Annotated in this window: 15 protein-coding genes; 13 read left to right on the top strand and 2 right to left on the bottom strand. The window is 65.7% G+C overall.

Annotated elements, in window-relative coordinates:
• Window positions 1–20: 20 nt before the first annotated feature.
• Complete coding sequence (locus A5724_RS06205) at window positions 21–1,328, top strand: S1C family serine protease (protein ID WP_067797864.1); 1,308 nt, start codon at window positions 21–23, stop codon at window positions 1,326–1,328.
• Between the two features lie 54 nt (window positions 1,329–1,382).
• Window positions 1,383–2,384 carry a glycoside hydrolase family 6 protein gene (locus A5724_RS06200; protein ID WP_067797861.1) on the top strand — a complete coding sequence of 334 codons (1,002 nt, stop codon included), beginning with the start codon at window positions 1,383–1,385 and terminating at the stop codon, window positions 2,382–2,384.
• 255 nt (window positions 2,385–2,639) lie between these two features.
• Here the strand turns inward: A5724_RS06200 and A5724_RS06195 are convergent, their stop codons facing one another.
• The gene (locus A5724_RS06195; protein ID WP_067797858.1) at window positions 2,640–3,419 is read right to left on the bottom strand and encodes a DeoR/GlpR family DNA-binding transcription regulator; all 780 of its coding nucleotides are present in this window, start codon (window positions 3,417–3,419) and stop codon (window positions 2,640–2,642) included.
• 131 nt (window positions 3,420–3,550) lie between these two features.
• Between A5724_RS06195 and A5724_RS06190 the strand changes: the two genes are divergently transcribed.
• From A5724_RS06190 to A5724_RS06145, 10 genes are read left to right on the top strand one after another with little or no spacing between them, the layout of a single operon-like run.
• Window positions 3,551–4,447 carry a class II fructose-bisphosphate aldolase gene (locus A5724_RS06190; RefSeq protein WP_067797855.1) on the top strand — a complete coding sequence of 299 codons (897 nt, stop codon included), beginning with the start codon at window positions 3,551–3,553 and terminating at the stop codon, window positions 4,445–4,447.
• A complete protein-coding gene (locus tag A5724_RS06185; RefSeq protein ID WP_067797852.1) occupies window positions 4,444–5,757 on the top strand; it encodes a D-tagatose-bisphosphate aldolase, class II, non-catalytic subunit in 1,314 nt (437 codons plus the stop codon). Before A5724_RS06190 ends, A5724_RS06185 begins: the two co-directional genes overlap by 4 nt.
• Window positions 5,750–6,892, top strand: coding sequence for an SIS domain-containing protein (locus tag A5724_RS06180; RefSeq protein WP_067797850.1), 1,143 nt, complete (start codon window positions 5,750–5,752; stop codon window positions 6,890–6,892). Before A5724_RS06185 ends, A5724_RS06180 begins: the two co-directional genes overlap by 8 nt.
• Window positions 6,893–6,896: 4 nt before the next feature.
• Complete coding sequence (locus A5724_RS06175; RefSeq protein WP_067798315.1) at window positions 6,897–7,868, top strand: N-acetylglucosamine kinase; 972 nt, start codon at window positions 6,897–6,899, stop codon at window positions 7,866–7,868.
• Between the two features lie 17 nt (window positions 7,869–7,885).
• On the top strand, window positions 7,886–8,854 hold the full coding sequence (locus A5724_RS06170) for a DMT family transporter (protein WP_232004721.1): 969 nt from the start codon (window positions 7,886–7,888) through the stop codon (window positions 8,852–8,854).
• Window positions 8,851–10,149 carry an alpha-galactosidase gene (melA, locus tag A5724_RS06165; protein WP_067797848.1) on the top strand — a complete coding sequence of 433 codons (1,299 nt, stop codon included), beginning with the start codon at window positions 8,851–8,853 and terminating at the stop codon, window positions 10,147–10,149. Before A5724_RS06170 ends, melA begins: the two co-directional genes overlap by 4 nt.
• Window positions 10,150–10,165: 16 nt before the next feature.
• Complete coding sequence (locus A5724_RS06160) at window positions 10,166–11,446, top strand: ABC transporter substrate-binding protein (RefSeq protein ID WP_067797845.1); 1,281 nt, start codon at window positions 10,166–10,168, stop codon at window positions 11,444–11,446.
• Between the two features lie 7 nt (window positions 11,447–11,453).
• On the top strand, window positions 11,454–12,344 hold the full coding sequence (locus A5724_RS06155) for a carbohydrate ABC transporter permease (RefSeq protein ID WP_067797842.1): 891 nt from the start codon (window positions 11,454–11,456) through the stop codon (window positions 12,342–12,344).
• Window positions 12,344–13,267, top strand: a complete 924-nt coding sequence (locus A5724_RS06150; protein ID WP_156752155.1) for a carbohydrate ABC transporter permease — start codon at window positions 12,344–12,346, stop codon at window positions 13,265–13,267. Before A5724_RS06155 ends, A5724_RS06150 begins: the two co-directional genes overlap by 1 nt.
• 13 nt (window positions 13,268–13,280) lie before the next feature.
• Window positions 13,281–14,408 carry an ABC transporter ATP-binding protein gene (locus A5724_RS06145; protein WP_067797839.1) on the top strand — a complete coding sequence of 376 codons (1,128 nt, stop codon included), beginning with the start codon at window positions 13,281–13,283 and terminating at the stop codon, window positions 14,406–14,408.
• Here A5724_RS06145 and A5724_RS06140 read toward each other — a convergent pair.
• On the bottom strand, window positions 14,367–16,697 hold the full coding sequence (locus tag A5724_RS06140) for a Tex family protein (protein WP_067797836.1): 2,331 nt from the start codon (window positions 16,695–16,697) through the stop codon (window positions 14,367–14,369). The genes A5724_RS06145 and A5724_RS06140 overlap by 42 nt on opposite strands.
• 86 nt (window positions 16,698–16,783) lie before the next feature.
• On the opposite strand from A5724_RS06140, the gene A5724_RS06135 reads away from it, so the two are divergent.
• Window positions 16,784–17,428, top strand: a complete 645-nt coding sequence (locus tag A5724_RS06135; protein WP_067797833.1) for a dihydrofolate reductase family protein — start codon at window positions 16,784–16,786, stop codon at window positions 17,426–17,428.
• The last annotated feature ends 23 nt before the right edge of the window (window positions 17,429–17,451 follow it).

Here is a 17,451-nt window from a genome sequence, read left to right as displayed (position 1 = left end):
ATCAAGAAGAACGGAACACCATGACGAACCAGCCTGCGGGGCAGCCAAACCCGGACGCGCAACCCTACATCCCCGCTCACCTGCGGTACGACTATCGCTACACCCAGCCGCCGACCGTACCGCCGTACTACGGGTATCACGCTGCGCACGAACCGGTTACGGCGCCGATCCCGAGGATTCGGCCGAAGGGTTCTCGCCGCGGAGCCGTCATCGCGGGCGCCGCGGTGGTCGCCGTAGTCGGCGGTGGACTCGGCGCAGCCGCCACCGGAGCCCTGACACTGGCCCACGAACCGACCGCGTCCCGGCCGCCGATCACGCAGCTGCCCGCGGCGCCGCAGACCGCCGTCAAGGCACCGGCAGGCAGTGTCGAACAGGTCGCGGCCAAGGTGATGCCCAGCGTCGTCAAGCTGCAGATCGACATGGGCGACCAGGGCGACACCGGCTCCGGCATCGTGTTGAGCCCCGATGGGCTCATCCTCACCAACAACCACGTGGTGGCGCCCGCCGTCGGTGCTGATCAGGCCGCTCAGCCCGCCTCGTCCGACTCGACCGACGGCGGCGGAATCAAGAAGACCGTCACCTTCGCCAACGGTCAGACGGCGCCGTTCACCGTCGTCGGCACCGACCCGACCGGGGATCTGGCTGTCGTGAAAGCGCAGGGCGTATCCGGACTGACGCCGATCGCCATCGGATCGTCCAAGGACGTGAAGGTCGGCGAACAGGTGGTGGCCATCGGCTCGCCGCTCGGTCTGCAGGGCACGGTGACCAATGGCATCGTCAGCGCGCTCAATCGACCGGTCGCGGCCGGTGAGGGCGACGGCAACAACGTCTCCGTGATCGACGCCATCCAGACCGACGCGGCGATCAACCCCGGCAACTCCGGCGGCGCCCTGGTCAACATGAAGGGTGAGCTGATCGGTGTGAACTCGGCGATCGCGAGCATGGGCGGCGGCGACGGTCCCGGCGCCGGCCAGAGCGGTTCGATAGGGCTGGGCTTCGCGATCCCGTCCGATGAGGCCAAGCGCATCGCCGACGAGCTCATCTCCACCGGCACCGCCAGCCACGGTTCGCTGGGTGTGCAGCTCAGCGACGACGGCACCAAGGGTGGTGGTGCGGCCATCGGCGAGGTCGTCGACGGCGGACCCGCAGCCGCAGCGGGCGTGCCGAGCGGGGCGGTGATCACCAAGCTCGACGACCAGGTGATCGACGGTCCCGAGGCGCTCGTGGCCGCAGTGCGGTCGAAGGCGCCCGGCGACACGGTGTCGTTGAGCTACATGGACCAGTCCGGCGCGACGCAGACCACCCAGGTCACGCTCGGCAAGGCCTGACGCCCGAACCCCGGGGATTGGCGCGGGACGCTTCGACCCACTAATTTCCCCGGGGTGACGTCCACAGCTGCTCGCGCAGTCACGCGGTTGACCGCTCCCCTCCTTGCCACGGCGACCTGTCTGGGCCTCATCGCCCACTCGGTGTCGGTCGGTCCGGCGCCTGCGGTGTGGTTGGCCGCCGACGACGGAAACCCGTTGGCCGGGATGCCGTTCTACGTCAACCCGACGTCGGCGGCGATGCGCGCCGCGCAGCGGGCCGACCCGCCGAGCCCCGAGTTGACCGCCATTGCCAACACGCCACAGGCGTACTGGCTGGTTCCCGGTTCGTCGGCGTCCACCGTCCCCAAGTACGTCGGCGACGCGCAGGCCGCCGGGGCCTTGCCGGTGTTCGCGATCTATGGCATCCCGCACCGGGATTGCGGGAGCTTCGCGGCGGGCGGATTCGGGTCCGGGGCCGAGTACCGGCAATGGATCGACGGCATCGCCGCAGGCATCGGGTCCTCGCCCGCGGCGGTGATCGTCGAACCCGACGCGCTGGCGATGGCCGACTGCCTGTCGGGAGACCAGCGCCAGGAACGCTACGACCTGATCCGGTACGCGGTCGACACGCTGACCCGCAATCCCGCCGCCGCGGTGTACATCGACGCAGGTCACCTGCGCTGGCACAGCGCCGACGACATGGCCGCCCGGCTCAACCAGGCCGGCATCGACCACGCGCGAGGCTTCAGCCTCAACACGGCGAACTTCTTCACGACGGAAGACGAAATCGGATACGGCGAAGCCATTTCCGGCCTCACGAACGGTTCGCACTACGTGATCGACACGTCGCGTAACGGCGCAGGGCCCGCACCTGACGCCCCACTGGACTGGTGCAATCCGGACGGTCGGGCAATTGGCACTGCGCCGACCACGGCCACCGCAGGCGCGCATGCCGATGCGTATCTGTGGATCAAACGGCCCGGCGAGTCCGACGGATCATGCAACCGCGGTGACCCGCCGGCAGGTAACTTCGTGAACTCGTTCGCGGTGGAACTGGCGCGCAACGCCGGTCGGTGAGGCTAATCCTGCGACGGCTTGTCGACTTCGTCGTCGGGAAGCGGTAGGGCCTCGGCGCCCGGCGTGGCGGGCGCCAGCGCCTCCTCTTCAGCGACTGGCTCCGGCATTACATTTCCTTCTGATGTTGTCATGGCGGCCTGATACCCCAACTGCGCGGCCGGTAATCAGGTAGCACCGGCGGCCAAGTGGGGTAGTCGACCCTCCGGACAACCGCGGTCCCGTCGGGCCATGCTCGCTGCTGGACACCAGAGGGTGTTAGGGCACCTCCACGACGTGCACCCGCACGCCGCTCGACGCGATCCGCTCCAATTGGTCTGGGTCGGCTGACGAATCGGTGACCAGATGATGAATCTGGTTGAGCGACACCATTTTCGCCAACGTCACCTTGCCGATCTTTGAACCGTCGACGGCAACAACGACCCGTTGCGCATTCGTGGCCATGGCGATCGCGGTGCGGGCCTCGGCTTCATCGAAGGTCGTCGCTCCGACCTCCGCGGACATCCCGTCCGCCCCAAGCACCGCGGTCCCCACGGTGACCACCTGAAAAGCGTGTTCGGACATCGGGCCGACAGCTTCGAGGGTGTTCGCCCTGACCAACCCGCCGGTCGCGATCACTTTCATGTGGGCGTCCACTGCGCAATCGGCTGCAATGGTCAGCGAATTCGTCACGATCGTCATCTGCGGGCGGCCCTTCAACGAGCGGGCCACCTCGGCCGTGGTGACACCGCCGGTGAGTGCAACCGCCTGCGCACCAGGAGGAATCAGAGCCGCGGCGTGCTGGGCGATGCGCCGCTTGATCGCAACTGTCCGATGATCACGCAGCCGCACCGGTATCTCGCTTCCGCTCGGATCGAGGGCACGGGCGCCGCCGTGGGTCCGCATCAGCAGGCCCTGCTCCTCGAGCTCGGTGAGATCACGCCGCAGCGTCGCCGGAGACACCCCCAACTCATCGCGCAGCAGCTGCGACGCGACCTCGCCGCGGTCGCGGAGAAGCGAGAGGACCTGTCGCATCCGGTCCGTGCGTTTGATCGACATCGCAAACAACCTTCTCGAAGACAGTGCAGACGCTCAGTTTTCCTGATCGTTTCCGGGTTCTGTATTGCGTGCTTTGAGCGAGCTTTCCATCATCGACGAATGTTCGACACCTCCCGACACCGGCCGGCAACGTGACTCTGGTAGCCACCGCCGACCTCATCGCGGCGGCGGCGAAAACCCACTCGGCGGTACTCGCCTTCAACGTGATCACCCTCGAGCACGCAGAAGGCATCGCCGAGGGTGCCGAGCGGGTGCGGGTGCCCGCGCTCATGCAGGTCAGCGAGAACGCGGTGAAGTTCCGCGGAGGTCAGATCGCGCCGTTGGTGTCGGCCTGCACGCACATCGCGAGACGCTGCTCGACGCCGTTGGCCGTGCACCTCGATCACTTCCAGGACGAGGCGCTGATCACCGAAGCCCTCGAGGTCGCCAATGGCTTCGGCGTCACCTCGATCATGATCGACGCCGCCCACCTGCCGTACCAACGCAACGTCGACCAGACTCGCTCATTCGCGCGCCAAGCCAAGAACGCTGGACTGTGGGTCGAGGCGGAGTTGGGCGAGATCGGCGGCAAGGACAACGGACCCGTATCGGCGCACCAGTCGGGTGCCCGCACCGATCCGGCCGAAGCCGTGGCTTTCGTCGAACAGACCGGGGTGGACGGCCTGGCCGTCGCGGTGGGCAGTACTCACGCGATGACCACCCGTGATGCCAGCCTCGACCTCGACCTGATCCGTGAACTGGCGGACAAGGTCGCCATTCCACTTGTCCTGCACGGATCTTCGGGCGTGTCCGACGGTCAGCTCCTGGCAGCGGTAGACGCCGGAATTCGCAAGATCAACGTCGGTACCGCGCTCAACGTCGCGTACACGGGCGCCGTTCGTTCCGCGCTCACGACCGATCTCGCAAAGCCGGACCCCCGCGGGTACCTCGCATCGGGACGGCGAGCCATCGCCGACACCGTGGCAGAGCTGTGTGAAGCCGTCGCCACGCGGCAGGCGGCAAGCGCCGGGCAGGGTGATGCGCGATGACCAAAGGCGAAGCGCCCACGGTTCTGGGCGATTGGCTTGCCGACACCGTCCGGCGGCACAAGAGCGGTGCCGCGGTGGGTGTGTACTCGGTGTGTTCAGCGCACCCGACCGTAGTAGAGGCCGCCATCGCACAAGCTGCTGCCGACGGCAGCCATGTTCTCATCGAGGCCACCTCGAATCAGGTCGACCAGTTCGGCGGGTACACAGGTCTGCGTCCCGCGGACTTCCGCGACCTCGTCGTTGGCATCGCCGAGAAGAGCGGGTTCCCCCGCGACCGAGTGGTGCTGGGCGGCGACCACCTCGGGCCGAATCGGTGGCAGCGTGAAAACGCCGCACTGGCAATGGATAACGCGGAAGATCTGATCGCAGCCTACGTCGAGGCCGGTTACCGCAAGATCCATCTCGACTGCAGCATGGCGTGCGCGGACGATCCCGCAGTGCTCTCGGACGAACTCGTCGCGGAGCGAACCGCGCGCCTACTCAGAGTCGCCGAAGAAACCGCGCGCCGCAGCGGCCAGACCGGACCCGCCTACGTCGTCGGCACCGAAGTGCCTGTGCCGGGCGGGGCCCACGAAACGTTGAGGCACCTCACCCCGACCCCGGCCGACCGGGCCAGGCGAACCATCGCCGCGCATCGCACCGCCTTCGCCGACGTCGGCCTTGCGCACGTCTGGCCACGGGTGATGGCGCTGGTCGTGCAGCCCGGTGTCGAGTTCGACCACCTCAACGTCATCGACTACGACCGCGCCGCAACCACCGAGTTGCGTCACGTGCTCGACGATGAAGAGTCTCTGGTGTTCGAAGCGCATTCCACCGACTACCAGCGACCCGCTCGACTCCGAGAACTGGTCGAGGATCACTGGGCGGTCCTCAAAGTGGGTCCCGCGCTCACATTCGCCATGCGGGAAGCGCTGTTCGCGCTGAACCTCATCGAGGCCGAGCTCGTGCCGCGGCCGTCGCGGGCCAACCTGGTCGAGGTCATCGAGCGTCGCATGCTGGACGAGCCGGACCACTGGCGCGGTTACTACGACGGGGATCCCGTCACACAACGGACGTCCCGCCGGTACAGCTACAGCGACCGGCTGCGCTACTACTGGGCCGACGAAAAGGTCGACGCGGCACGGCGGACACTGCTGACGAACCTCGACCGCACCGGGATCCCGCTGCCACTCATCAGCCAGTTCCTGCCCGGCCAGTATGAGCGCATCAGGGCCGGTGAGCTCAAGCCCGTCGCGCAAGCGCTGGTGATCGACCGAATACGAGATGCGTTACGGCCATACGCACAAGCGACCGGAGGTGTCAATGACTGATTCTTCTCATATTGAGGGCGGCGCAACGATTTTGGAGATCGGCCAGCAGCCCGACGCGTGGCGTGAGGTCGGCGGCCGATCGGACGACGACATTGCCGGCTTTCTTCGTGATGTGCTCAATCGGCCGAACCTGCGCGTGATCCTGACCGGCGCGGGAAGCTCCGCCTTCGTCGGCGACATCGCCGCGCCCGCGCTGCGTCGGCACCTCGGTCTGCGGGTCGAAGCCATCCCGACCACCAGTATCGTCGCCAACCCCATCGACTACCTGGAGCGGCAAACACCAACGTTGATGGTCTCTTTCGGCCGGTCCGGCAACAGTCCGGAAAGTCTGGCCACCACGGCCCTTGCCGACGAACTGGTCTCCGACGTCTGGCATCTCATCTACACCTGCGACAGGCGCGGTGAGTTGGGGCGCGCACACAGCGGTCGCGCCAATTCGCGGGTGGCGTACATGCCGGAACGCACCAACGACACGGGATTCGCGATGACCTCGAGCCTGACGTCGATGTTGCTGTCGTGCTTGATGATGCTCGGGCCGGCCGATCGTGCAGATGCCGAAGCACTGGCCAGTGCGGCCGAGTTCGTCGCCGGTATGCAGGCCGACATCCGCGCTCTCGCGCAGACGAAGAAGCAGAGGATCGTCTATCTGGGCAGCGGCCCGCTCGAAGGCCTGGCGCGCGAATCAGCGCTCAAGCTACTGGAATTGACCGCCGGCGAGGTCGTGACGTACTTCGACTCTCCGCTGGGGTTTCGACACGGGCCGAAGTCAGTACTGGACACCGACACCCACGTCGTCGTCTACGTGTCGACAGACCCGTACACCCGTCGCTACGACCTCGACATCATCGCCGAAATCCGTGCCCAACTCGGCGCGGACGCGGTGACCGTCATCAGCACCCAACCGGTACCGGCATCACATGGGCCCGCCGTGGTGTTACCCGGCCTCGACGGTCTGGATGACCCGTGTGTCGCGTTGAGCTACCTGGTTTTCGCGCAATACCTCGCGCTGTTCACCTCACTCGAGTACGGCAAGACGCCGGACAACCCATTCCCGTCCGGCGAGGTCAGTCGCGTCGTGCGCGGCGTCACCATCTACCCGTTGTCATCATCCGCACAAACTCCGATTGGCCGGTGAAAACATGGCGCGCTATCTAGGTGTCGACGGCGGCGGATCGAAGACAGCGTTCGCGCTGATCGACGACCGCGGACAGGTGCTGGCTCGTGCCGCGGCACCGACGTCGTATTACTTCAACGACGGCTTCGATGTGGTCGAACGCGTGCTGACGCAGGGCGTCTCCGACATCTGCCGACAGACCGGCATCACGCCAGGCGATATCGACGCCGCGTTCTTCGGCATACCGGGTTACGGCGAGGCCAGCGAGGACGTCGAGCGGCTCGACGCGGTTCCCGGACTGGTGCTTGGTCATGATCGCTACAGCTGCAACAACGACATGGTGTGCGGTTGGGCGGGATCGCTTGCCTGCGAAGATGGCATCAACGTGATCAGCGGCACGGGTTCGATGACCTACGGCGAACGCCAGGGTGTCGGACACCGGGTGGGTGGCTGGGGTGAGTTGTTCGGTGACGAGGGCTCCGCGTATTGGGTTGCTGCCGCGGGCCTGAACGCGTTCAGCCGGATGAGCGATGGCAGGCTGCCGCGGGGGCCGCTGTACGCGCTGCTCAAGGATCACCTGCGGTTGGGCGGTGATCTCGACGTCGTGAGCCTCGTGATCGAGAAATGGGGCGGTAACCGCAGTTCCATTGCAGCGCTGTCGACAACGGTGTGTGAAGCGGCGCAAGCCGGAGATTCGGCAGCGGCGAAGATCCTGTCCGAGGCTGCAGACGAACTCGTGACACTCATCGAGACGACGAGAAAACTCGTCGGATTCACCGACCAGGAGACGGTGCCGGTGTCCTACTCGGGCGGCATGTTCTCCGACGAGGGCTTCCTGACGGGATTCCTTGCCGCACTGCAGCGGCAGCAGGCCAAATACGACCTGCAGCGCCCGCTGCTCGACCCCGCATTGGGCGCAGCACTGTACGCCGCCAAACACAGCGGTCAGCCGTTGAGCCAAAGCGCGCTACACCAACTCACCACCAGCCGAGCCTGATTCGAGGTGAAGACACCGTGACCGACGCACCGACCGCAACAAGTACCAGGGGCACCCGCAGCTGGATCTTCTACGCCGCCCTGCTCGTCCTGTTCTGGGGCGTATGGGGAGCGTTCTCCGCGCTGCCGTCGTCGAAATACAACTATCCCGACGAGATGATCTACAGCATCTGGGCGCTGACGATGATCATCCCGGCCGTGTTCATTTTGCGTGGCCAACGCTGGGACCGCAGGCCAGCCGCCACCATCTACGGCTTGCTGATCGGGCTCACCGGGGCCGGCGGCCAGCTTGTGCTCTTCCAAGCGCTCACCATGGGGCCGGCCTATCTCATCTTCCCGATCATCTCGATCTCTCCGGCAATCACCGTGCTGATGGCGATGGTGCTTCTCCGCGAACGACTTTCGGTTCTTGCGGCCGTCGGCCTCGTGATGGCGCTCGCGGCCATCGTGCTGTTCACCATCACCGGCGGTGAGTCCGAAGGGTCGTCCGGCCCGTGGCTGCTGCTGGCGATTCTGATCTGCGTGGCCTGGGGCGTGCAGGCATACTTCATGCGAAAGACCGCGACGATCGGAGTCAACGAGGCCACCACGTTCGGTTGGATGACCATCAGCGGGCTGCTGCTGGTCCCGGTCGCGTTGATCTCACTCGGCGGCATCCCCACCGACTTTCCCTGGCAGGCACCCGCACTGACGGCGATCACCCAGGTCCTCAATGCCGTCGGCGCGCTCTTTCTGGTGATGGCCCTCGCCCGCGGTAAGGCCTCGATCGTCGCGCCGACGACGAACGCCCTTGCTCCTGCGCTGACCGTCATCATCTCGCTGATCGCCTACCAGACCCTGCCAACCCCCTACGGGGCGATCGGCATCGTGCTGGCTCTCGTCGGCTCCACGTTGATGGTGTATGCCGACGAGAAACGCGGCGAGGCCCTCACCGAAGCGGTCGTTGCCGACGCGCCGAGTCCCACCGAACACCGGTCAGCGCAGTGAAACCGACCGTCGTCATCATCGGTGCGGGCAGCGTCGAATTCACCCGCGAACTGCTCGGCGACATCCTGTCGTTCCCCGAACTCGCCTCGATTCGAGTCGTTTTGCACGACATCGACACAGAACGCCTGCAGACGGCGGAGGCGATCGCACGGGCCACCGCCAAGGCGGCAGGAGCCCAACCTGAAGTGGTCGCCACCCTGGACCGCCGCCGCGCACTGGACGGCGCCGACTACGTCATCAACGTCATCCAGGTCGGCATGCACCAAGCCACCCTGCGCGACTTCGAGATTCCGGCCGCCTACGGCGTGAACCAGACCATCGGCGACACCATCGGCATCGGCGGAATCTTCCGCGGCCTGCGGACATTCCCGGTGCTGGCAGGCATCGCCCGCGACATGCAGCAGGTATGTCCGAACGCGTGGCTGCTGAACTACACCAATCCGATGGCCATGAACGTCACTTTTCTGCACCACGTCGCTCCGAAGTTGAAGGTTCTCGGGCTGTGCCACTCCGTCTACTGGACCATGGTCGGGTTGTGCGAACTCGTCGGCGTGCCGTACGACGAGGTGTCCTACTGGTCGGCAGGAGTCAACCACCAGGCCTGGGTGCTGCGGTGGGAGCGTGCCGGCGAAAATCTGTATCCGTTGCTGGACCAGCGAATCGCCGACGACCCGCAACTGCGCCGCCGTGTCCGGGTCGACATGTACCGGCGCCTCGGCTACTACCCGACCGAGACCAGCGAGCACTCCAGCGAGTACGTGCCCTGGTATGTCCGGCACCCGGACGAGATCGAACGGCTACGGATCAACGTCGGTGAGTACGTCGCCATCAGTGAGCGAAACCTCGCCGAATACGACCGGGTTCGAACCGAATTGAACGAAGCCGAAACTCTTGCGGTGGACACCACATCCACCGAGTACGCACCGCAGGTGATCCACTCGCTCGAGACCGGCACCTCACGCGTTATCTCCGCCAACGTCGTCAATGCGGGTTTGATCACCAACCTGCCCGACGGGCTGGCCGTCGAAGTGCCCACGCTGCTCGACGCGCTGGGCGCTCATCCGATGCGAGTCGGCGACCTGCCGCCGCAGTGTGCGGCACTCAACCGCAGCTTCCTCGGGCCCGTCGATCTGGCGGTACGCGCCGCCGTGGACGGCGACCCGCGCCTGGTGCGCGCGGCGGCCATGGTCGACCCGAACACCGCGGCCACGCTGACCGTCGATCAGATCTGGCAGCTGTGCGACGAACTGACGCTCGCGCACGGTGACCTACTACCCGAGCCACTGCGCTCATGACAAAGGAGTGACTACCGTGAACCGACGCCGGCTGTGCCTCGCTCTGGTAGCTGTAATAGCGCTCGTTGTCACCGCCTGCGGCGGTGGCGGCTCGTCATCCTCCGGTCCGACCGAGATCGTGGTGTGGCACGGGTACCAAGACACCGAGGGCGACGTTTTCAAAGGCTTGCTCGACCAGTACAACAAGTCGCACCCGGACGTGAAGGTCAGCGAGTTGTACTCCAGCAATGACCTTGTGCTGCAGAAGGTTCTGACCGCGGTGCGGGGCAACAGCGCACCCGACGTCGCCTACATGTTCGGGTCCTGGTCGCCCAACATCGCCAAGATCCCGCAACTGGTCAACATGTCCGACGTGGTGTCGGCACCCGACTGGAAATGGGACGACTTCTATCCGGCCGAGCGTGCGGCAGCGACGGTGGGGGACAAGGTCGTCGGCGTACCGGCCCTGGTCGACAACCTCGCGATCGTCTACAACAAGAAGCTCTTCGCAGACGCCGGGGTGGCACCGCCGTCACCGACGTGGACGTGGGACGACTTCCGCGCGGCGGCCGCGAAGCTGACCGACCCGTCGAAAGGCCAGTATGGCTGGCTCATCCCGGCCGACGGCAGCGAGGACACTGTGTGGCATTACATTCCGATGCTCTGGGAGGCCGGCGGCGACATACTGTCGCCCGACAACCAGCACGCAGTATTCAACTCGGAGGCCGGTGTCAAGGCGCTCACTGCGCTGCAGCAGATGGCGGTCACCGACAAGTCGTTGTACCTGGACACCACCAACGAGAACGGACCGAAGCTGATGAACAGCGGCAAGGTCGCGATGCTGGTCACCGGGCCTTGGGATCTGAGCTCGCTGAGTGACATTCAGTACGGCGTCCAGGTGATGCCGACGTTCGCCGGTGCCGGCGGCGCCCACCAGACGATCTCGGGGCCGGACAACTGGGTGGTGTTCAACAACGGCGACAAGAAGAAAAAGGCGGCGCTCGACTTCGTCAAGTGGCTGACCGCGCCGGAGCAGGTCAAGGCGTTCTCGCTGGGTACCGGCGATCTGCCGACACGCACCTCCGTGGGCGCGGATCAGGAGCTGGTCGCGAAGATGAATGAAAAGCTGCCTGGCAGCGCGACATTCGTGGAGAACCTGAACAACGTCAAGAAGGTCAGGCCGACAGTCGAGCAGTATCCCGCCATCTCCGAAGCGCTGGGTCAGGCGATCGTCGCCGTCATGCTTGGTAAGGATCAGCCGGGATCGGCGTTGAACGCCGCAGCGCAGGCCGCCGACACCGCACTGGCCGGCAAGTAGCCCGGAGATGTCCGCGTCGCTGGGCCGTCTCGGTCGCTCGGAGAGCCTGTCCGGGTGGATGTTGGTGAGCCCAGGCGCGGTGCTCATCGGGATATTCGGCCTGCTGCCGGTCGTCATGTCGTTGATGTTGTCGTTTCAGCACTCCGACCTGTTGACACCGGAGACGCCGTGGGTGGGTCTCGACAACTACCGGAAGCTGGCGGGCGATCCGGTCTTCGTCGAGGCGATCAAGCACACCATCGTCTACACCGCGTTGTTCGTTCCCGGCACCATGGTGGTGGGGCTGTTCGTCGCCGCGGCGATGAACCGCTCGGTCCGGTTCATCTCCGTCTACCGGACGACGGCCTACATCACGATGGCGGTGTCGACCATCTCGCAGGGCATCATCTTTCTGTGGCTGACGGATCGCGACTACGGTCTGGTCAACGCCGCCCTCAACGCGGTGGGAGTGCCGTCGCAGCCGTTTTTGGCATCGCCGTCGCAGGCTCTGTTCGTGATCGTGGCGATGACGATCTGGGGCTGGACCGGTTTCTCGGTCATCGTGTACCTTGCTGCGCTGCAAGGTGTTCCAGCCGAGTTGCATGAGGCGGCGGCGATCGACGGCGCATCTGCATTCACTCGCTTCCGCACGATCACGGTGCCGCTTCTGGGCCCGGCGAATCTGTTTCTCGTCGTCTGGCTGACCATCAACGCGTTGCAACTGTTCGACGAGGTCTATGCGACAACGCGCGGCGGGCCGCTGCGCGCCACCACAGTCATCGTGTACTACTTGTGGGACAGGGCCTTCGTCCAGTTCGACGCGGGATATGCCGCGGCGATGGCCTACGCGCTGTTCGTGGTGATTCTGTTGATCACCGCCGTCCAGTTCCGTATCGCGCGAAGGCATGTGCGCACGTGATGACAACGCCTCAACTGTCCACCCTCCCGACCCCGGGGACCGACGAGCTGCTCACGCCGGCGGCGGCGCCTGCCAGCAGGACGCGTCTGCGGCTGCCGTTCAGCCCGTGGCACCTGGTGCTCATTCCTTTGAGTTTCATTCTCGTCGTCCCACTGCTGTGGATGCTGATCACCTCGCTGGAAACCGAAGGCGAAGCCAACCGGTTCCCGCCGGTCCTACTGCCGGAGCATCCGCGGTTCGAGAACTACTCCGAAGCGTGGGCCGCTGCGCCGTTCGGCCACTTCTTCCTCAACAGCCTGATGGTCACCTTCGTCGTGCTGGTGTGCAACCTTGTCGTCTGCAGTCTGGCGGGCTACGCCTTCGCCAGGATTCGATTCCTCGGCCGCGGAGCCCTTTTCGTCACGCTGATGGCCACGCTCATGGTGCCGTTCCAGGTCACGATGATTCCGGTGTTCCTGATCGTCAAATGGTTCGGCGACAACGTGTGGGCCGGGTTGGGAATCGACCACATCGGCGCCTTGATGCTGCCCAATCTCGCCACAGCATTCGGCATCTTCTTCCTTCGGCAGTTCTTCCAGACCGTGCCCGTCGAACTCGAGGAGGCCGCCCGCGTGGACGGCACGTCGCGGATCGGTGTGCTGTTCAAGATCGTGCTGCCGCTGTCGTTGCCTGCTTTGTCGACGCTGGCAGCGCTGACGGTGTTGACGTCATGGAACGATTTCCTGTGGCCGCTGATCGTGATCACGTCGCATGACCAGATGACGGTTCCGTTGGGGCTCAGTTACTTTCAGGGCGCACACAGGGTGAAATGGCCGTTGTTGATGGCTGCCAATGTAATGAGCTTGCTGCCGATGCTGTTGGTCTTCATCGGTGCTCAGCGCTATTTCGTCCAGTCGGTGGCCAATACCGGCCTGAAGGGCTGAAGGGAGTATTGCGGTGGCCGAAGTGGAGTTTCGTGATGTCACGCGGCGGTACGCCGGGGGAGTGACGGCGCTCAACGGGCTCAACCTAACGGTGGCCGACGGCGAATTCCTCGTCCTGGTCGGCCCCTCGGGGTGCGGCAAGAGCACGGCGCTTCGGTTACTGGCCGGGTTGGACAAGCCGACGTCGGGTGAGATCCGGATCGGCGGGGACGTCGTCGACAGCCTGGCGCCCGGTGAGCGTGATATCGCGATGGTGTTCCAGAATTACGCGCTGTATCCACACATGTCGGTGTACCGCAATCTCGCCTACGGGCTACGGCAGCGCCGGACGCCCCGCGCGGAGGTCGAGCGACGAGTCAGGGACACCGCGGAATTGCTGCAGATAACGGAACTGCTCGACCGCAAACCCGGCCAATTGTCGGGCGGTCAGCGGCAGCGCGTCGCGATGGGGCGTGCGCTGGTCCGCAAACCCCAGGCGTTCCTGCTCGACGAACCGCTGTCGAACCTGGATGCCAAGCTGCGCAACCAAGTTCGAGGTGATCTGAAACGGCTGCACCGCGAAGTACCCGTGACGTCGATCTATGTCACGCACGACCAGGTCGAGGCCATGACGCTGGGCGACCGGCTGTGCGTGATGGCGGGCGGCGAAGTGCAACAGATCGGCACCACCGACGACATCTACAACCGCCCCGCCAACACCTTCGTCGCCGCTTTCATGGGCAGTCCGCCGATGAACCTGATACCGGGTGTGATCCGCTCCGGCGTCCTGCACCTCGGCGGGACACAGGTGACAACCGTTTCGGCGCCCGACGGTCCGGTGACCGTCGGGGTGCGCCCTGAACATCTGCAGTTGCGCGCCGATCCGGCCGAAGGCACCGTACCCGCCCGCGTGGATTTCGTCGAACCTCTGGGCAGCCATGCCCTGGTGACCGCGCAGGTCAAGGTCTCCGGGGATGGCGTGCTGTCCACGACCGAGCAGGTACCTGTGATCGTGAACGCGCCGGCGGGCACCGAACTGGCGAACGGAGCGCAGGTCGGGCTTGCGCTACCGCAGGACCGAACCTACTTCTTCGATGCCGAAACCGGCGACGCGCGGCGGTCAGCCACCGAAACCCGCCTTGCGCAGAGCGTCGGCCATTGAGCCGCTGGCCGGCGCCGAGTCGCGGCGTCCAGAATCCCTGCCGCGGTTCGGCTTAGGCCTCTTGCTCTGCTGCTGATCGGGCCGCTTGCCCTGATGTTGCGGTGGCGTGTCGTTGAGCCGCAGCGAAAGTCCGATCCGCTGGCGCTCGACATCGACGTCGAGCACCTTCACGCGCACCACCTGTCCGGACCGGACCACCTGGTGCGGGTCGGACACGAAGCGGTCGGCCATCGCGGAGACGTGTACGAGGCCGTCCTGATGGACGCCGACATCGACGAACGCACCGAACGCCGCGACGTTGGTGACCACGCCTTCCAATACCATGCCGACCTTGAGGTCGGCCACCTTCTCCACACCGGCGGCGAAGGTGGCGGTGGTGAACGCTGGTCGCGGATCTCGTCCCGGCTTCTCGAGTTCGGCGAGGATATCTGTCACCGTGGGGATGCCGAACCGGTCGTCGGCGAAGTCAGCGGGCCGAAGGGATTCCAACGTGCGCTCGTTGCCGATGAGTTCGGCAAGGGTGATACCCGAGCGGTCGAGGATGCGGCGGACCACCGGATACGACTCGGGGTGCACGCCGGACGCATCGATGGGGTCGTCGCCGCCACGGATCCGCAGGAAGCCCGCGCATTGCTCGAATGCCTTGGGACCCAGCCGAGGAACCTTCAGCAGCGCCCTACGGTTGCGGAACGGTCCGGACTGGTCGCGATGCGCGACGATAGCCTCGGCCAGCGACTCCGATACCCCGGAGACGCGGGAGAGCAGCGGGACCGACGCGGTGTTCAAGTCGACACCCACCGCGTTCACCGCGTCCTCGACGACGGCGTCCAGGCTGCGGGCCAGCGTGCCGGGCGTCACATCGTGCTGATACTGGCCGACACCGATCGACTTCGGTTCGATCTTCACCAACTCGGCCAGCGGATCCTGCAGTCGCCGCGCAATCGACACCGCGCCGCGCAGGGTGACGTCGAGCGTCGGCAACTCGTGCGCCGCGTAGGCAGACGCCGAATACACCGAGGCGCCTGCCTCGCTCACCATGGCCTTCACGGGTGCCTTGCCTCCGGCGGCCCGGATGTCGGCGATCAGTTCGGCAGCCAGCGCGTCGGTTTCGCGCGACGCCGTGCCGTTGCCGACGGCGATCAATTCGACGCCGTGCCGCGCGACGAGCGCGCCCAGCACCGCTTTCGCCGAATCCCATTGCCGCTGAGGCTGATGCGGGAAGATCGCACAGGTGTCCACGACCTTGCCCGTGCCGTCGACGACCGCCACCTTGACGCCGGTGCGGTAGCCAGGGTCGAGGCCCAGCGTGGTGCGGTTACCCGCGGGCGCCGCGAGCAGGAGGTCCTTGAGGTTCTTGGCGAACACCGCCACGGCCTCCTCCTCGGCGCGCTGCCGCAACCGGATGCGGGCGTCCACCCTGGCAGAGATCATCAGCTTGGTGCGCCACGCCCAGTCGACGGTGGCGGCCAGCCACGGCGTCGCGGCGGCGTTGGCCGTCATGTCGATGCCGAGCGTCCTGGCGATCATGGCCTGGTACTCGGTGTCGTCGCCGCCGTCGAACGTCAGCGCAAGGGCCTCTTCCTTCTCGCCGCGCATCACGGCGAGCACGCGGTGCGACGGCATGCTCTCCAACGCCTCCGCATACTCGAAGTAGTCGCGGAACTTCTGCGCGGCATCGCTTTTCGCGGCATCCGCAGACCAGGGCGCCGTCTTCAGCGAACCACTCGACCAGAACTTCTCGCGGACAGCGCCGACCAGTTCGGCGTCTTCGGCGGCACGCTCGGCGAGGATATGCCGCGCACCGTCCAATGCCGCCGCGGCGTCTGCCACGTCGGCGTTCAGGAAGTCCGCGGCCGCCTCCTCGGGCACCAGATTCGGATCGGCCAACAGCCGGTCGGCGAGGGGTTCGAGACCGGCTTCGCGAGCGATCTGCGCTTTGGTCCGCCGCTTCGGCTTGTACGGCAGGTAGATGTCCTCGACGCGCGCCTTGGTGTCGGCGGCCAGCAGGTCGGCCTTCAACTCGTCGGTCAGTTTGCCCTGTTCCTGGATGGAGGCCAGCACCGCCTCCCGACGGTCGTCCAGTTCCCGCAGATACTGCAGGCGTTCGGACAGCACGCGCAGTTGGCCGTCGTCGAGACTGCCGGTCGCCTCCTTGCGGTACCTGGCGATGAACGGGACGGTTGCGCCCTCGTCGAGCAACCGCACAGCAGCGGCCACCTGACCTTCACCGACGGCCAATTCCGCAGCGAGACGGGCATTTATCGACTTCACCGTTGAGCTTTCAGACACGCGAAGACTCTACAGCGATGACTGCTGTGCCGAGCGGTGGTCTGATCATGGGCATGTCTACATGTCTACGACGAGGAGACAAAAACGTGGTGCAACTATTGAGAGTCCAGAACTTCAACGTCTCGAGGGACGGATTCGGGGCGGGGGAGAACCAGAGCCTGGAGCACCCCTTTGGCGACGCCGACCCGGGCTCGATGTTCTCCTGGGCCGGCGCGACGGCGAGTTGGCCCAACCGTACCGACCCGGGCGGCAGCAGGGGCCTCGACGACTATTTCACGCGGGACTTCACCAACAATATCGGCGCAGAGATCATGGGCCGCAACAAGTTCGGTCCCCAGCGCGGGCCGTGGCGTGACCACGACTGGAAGGGCTGGTGGGGTGACACGCCGCCGTTCCACACCCCGGTGTTCGTGCTGACACATCACGAACGGCCGTCGTTCACGTTGTCCGACACGACTTTTCACTTTGTCAACGTCGATCCTGCTACCGTCCTCGCCAAGGCCCGAGCGGCCGCCGACGGTAAAGACGTCCGCCTCGGCGGCGGCGCGAGCACCATCAGGGAGTTCCTGTGCGCCGACCTTGTCGACACGTTGCATGTGGCCGTGTCAGAGGTGGAGATCGGGTCGGGCTCGCGGTTGTGGCACTCACCGGACGAACTCGACGACCGCTTCCACCACGACGTCGTGCCTAGCCCGAGCGGCGTGACACACCATCTGTTCTGGCGGCGCTGAGCGTTGGCCCCAGTCAAGTCACA

Source organism: Mycobacterium sp. ACS1612 (genome assembly GCF_001667505.1).
GTDB lineage: Bacteria > Actinomycetota > Actinomycetes > Mycobacteriales > Mycobacteriaceae > Mycobacterium.
The sequence above is the reverse complement of the archived record's forward strand: the minus strand, read 5'-3'. Positions and strand labels throughout refer to the sequence as shown.